General features: G+C 54.1%; 3 protein-coding genes and 1 tRNA gene. 3 read left to right on the top strand and 1 reads right to left on the bottom strand.

Annotated features, from left to right (window positions below; all coding sequences use genetic code 11):
• The 3 genes from G9Q73_RS19000 to G9Q73_RS18990 all read left to right on the top strand — a co-directional run.
• Positions 1 to 176: HU family DNA-binding protein (locus tag G9Q73_RS19000; protein WP_177421538.1), on the top strand; the 176-nt coding region annotated here is incomplete at its 5' end.
• Entirely contained in the window at positions 151 to 510 is a 360-nt protein-coding gene (locus G9Q73_RS18995; RefSeq protein WP_177421537.1) for a MerR family transcriptional regulator, read from the top strand. The genes G9Q73_RS19000 and G9Q73_RS18995, both read left to right, overlap by 26 nt.
• 53 nt (positions 511 to 563) lie before the next feature.
• A tRNA-Pro gene (locus tag G9Q73_RS18990) sits at positions 564 to 640 on the top strand.
• Between the two features lie 84 nt (positions 641 to 724).
• Here the strand turns inward: G9Q73_RS18990 and G9Q73_RS18985 are convergent.
• Positions 725 to 1,000 (bottom strand): sensor histidine kinase (locus G9Q73_RS18985; RefSeq protein ID WP_246345873.1); only part of this gene is annotated, 276 nt, incomplete at its 5' end.

The following is a 1,000-nucleotide window of genomic DNA, read 5'->3' as shown; positions in this document are numbered from 1 at the left end:
TGAAGCTCTCCGGGTTTGGTAATTTTGACCTGCGTGAAAAGAAACAGCGGCCTGGGCGTAACCCCAAGACCGGCGAAGAGATCCCGATCTCAGCCCGGCGGGTCGTTACATTCAGGCCCGGACAAAAACTAAAAGCACGGGTAGAAGCCTATGCTGGATCCCAGCAGCAGCAATAACCAACTGCCCTCGATTCCGGGCAAACGCTATTTTACCATTGGCGAGGTCAGCGACCTCTGCCAGGTGAAACCCCATGTGCTTCGCTACTGGGAACAGGAGTTTCCCCAGCTCAAGCCGGTGAAGCGGCGTGGTAACCGGCGTTATTATCAGCGTCACGACGTACTCATGATTCGTCAGATTCGCAGCCTGCTCTATGAACAGGGATTCACCATCGGCGGTGCCCGCCAGCAGCTCTCCGGTGACACAGCCAAGGATGATCAGAACCAGAGTCATCAGATTGTGAAACAGCTCCGTGCCGAACTTGAGGGCCTGCTGCAGGTACTAAAAAGATAGCCCGGTTTTGGATTGACAATGCTGGGTTAACTGCCTAGTATTCCCCCTCCTTTCCGGGCGTAGCGCAGCTTGGTAGCGCACCACAATGGGGTTGTGGGGGTCGGATGTTCGAATCATCTCGCCCGGACCAATCAGGAAAAAGCCGAAGTGGATTACCACTTCGGCTTTTTTAATGGTCAGCATGAGCCACCTCTACTGCTGAATGGGTACCAGATTATAATGCGTTTGAGCCAGCGTCTTGCAGTTTCGGTTCAGTGGGTATTTCAATCCAGAATTTCGATCCCTCTCCGGGTTCGCTCTCCACGTAGATAGTTCCACCCATGAGTTCGACTATCCGTTTAGATATTGAGAGTCCAATACCTCTGCCACCGGCCAGCTTATCGGCTGCATGACGGGTGAATGGGTCGAATATGGTGCGCAGCTCGTCCTGAGTGATGCCCGTTCCTGTGTCAGTGATGTCAATGCGCAGTGTGCCAGGGGGGCCCGTTTC

Source organism: endosymbiont of Lamellibrachia barhami (assembly GCF_011947365.2).
In the GTDB taxonomy this organism is placed as follows: domain Bacteria; phylum Pseudomonadota; class Gammaproteobacteria; order Chromatiales; family Chromatiaceae; genus QGON01.
The sequence above is the reverse complement of the archived record's forward strand: the minus strand, read 5'-3'. Positions and strand labels throughout refer to the sequence as shown.

Bases quoted from the DNA above. Each gene is read 5' to 3' on its own strand.
- G9Q73_RS18995 (WP_177421537.1), top strand. From the start codon at position 151: ATGCTGGATCCCAGCAGCAGCAATAACCAACTGCCCTCGATTCCGGGC.